This window comes from Bombilactobacillus bombi (genome assembly GCF_013607485.1).
GTDB lineage: Bacteria > Bacillota > Bacilli > Lactobacillales > Lactobacillaceae > Bombilactobacillus > Bombilactobacillus bombi_A.
Genome location: NZ_SCHP01000139.1, coordinates 1 through 767, shown reverse-complemented (window position 1 = coordinate 767; position 767 = coordinate 1). Strand labels below are relative to the sequence as shown.

General features: G+C 23.3%; 1 protein-coding gene. It reads right to left on the bottom strand.

The genetic code is table 11. The features are described 5' to 3' along the window. Positions 1-130: 130 nt before the first annotated feature. Complete coding sequence (locus EQ827_RS08815; protein ID WP_181190603.1) at positions 131-718, bottom strand: TetR/AcrR family transcriptional regulator; 588 nt, start codon at positions 716-718, stop codon at positions 131-133. Between the last annotated feature and the right edge of the window lie 49 nt (positions 719-767).

Below are 767 nucleotides of genomic sequence, written 5' to 3'. Positions count from 1 at the left end.
AAATAGTTCCCATATTTTTTATCCCGTAATCAATAATAAAAATATTATTATTATTTTCCACTATCCAGCAGTTAATGATCAGAAATTTAAGATCAAATTCAATTTTCATGATATTAGGACTTATTTTTCTTTAGATATTGTTTTGTAAAATTGTGAAATCAATAATATCACCTACTATTTTTTGAACTCTAGGAATCAAAATATAATTTTCTTCAGATGAAGATATATAAGTAGAAATTACTCCATGCAAAAGAAAGAAAACCCCTCTAAGTAAATTAGTTTTAACATCTTTTGGAAATTTGTCTTTTAAAACTTTATCTAAGATTTGTTGTAATATATTTAGGCATTTAATTCTTGTAATATTTATTATATGATCAAATTCATCTTTATCAATTTTTTCACCATCATAAGTACTTATTAACGGATAAAGAGTACGTTTTTCAATACCAAATTCAATATATCTATCACATATCATCTTTAATTTTTCTTCATTTGTTCTGTTTGACATATAAATTTTCAATAAGTCATCATAAAGAATATTTAAAGGTTCTATTGCTATCAAATTAAATAATTCTTGTTTACTTTTAAAATATAAATAAATTGTAGTATGTGAATATCCCGCTTCTTTTGCAATATCTCTTATAGAAGTTTTTTTGACTCCATTCTCAGAAAATAATTTTTTTGCTGCATTAATAATTTTTTCTTTTGCGGTTAACATTTTCTCATTCCTTTATATAACCATCGGTTACTAACCGTTGGTTATATTC

Excerpts from the sequence above, each read along its gene's own strand:
- EQ827_RS08815 (WP_181190603.1), bottom strand. The coding sequence starts at position 718 with ATGTTAACCGCAAAAGAAAAAATTATTAATGCAGCAAAAAAATTATTT.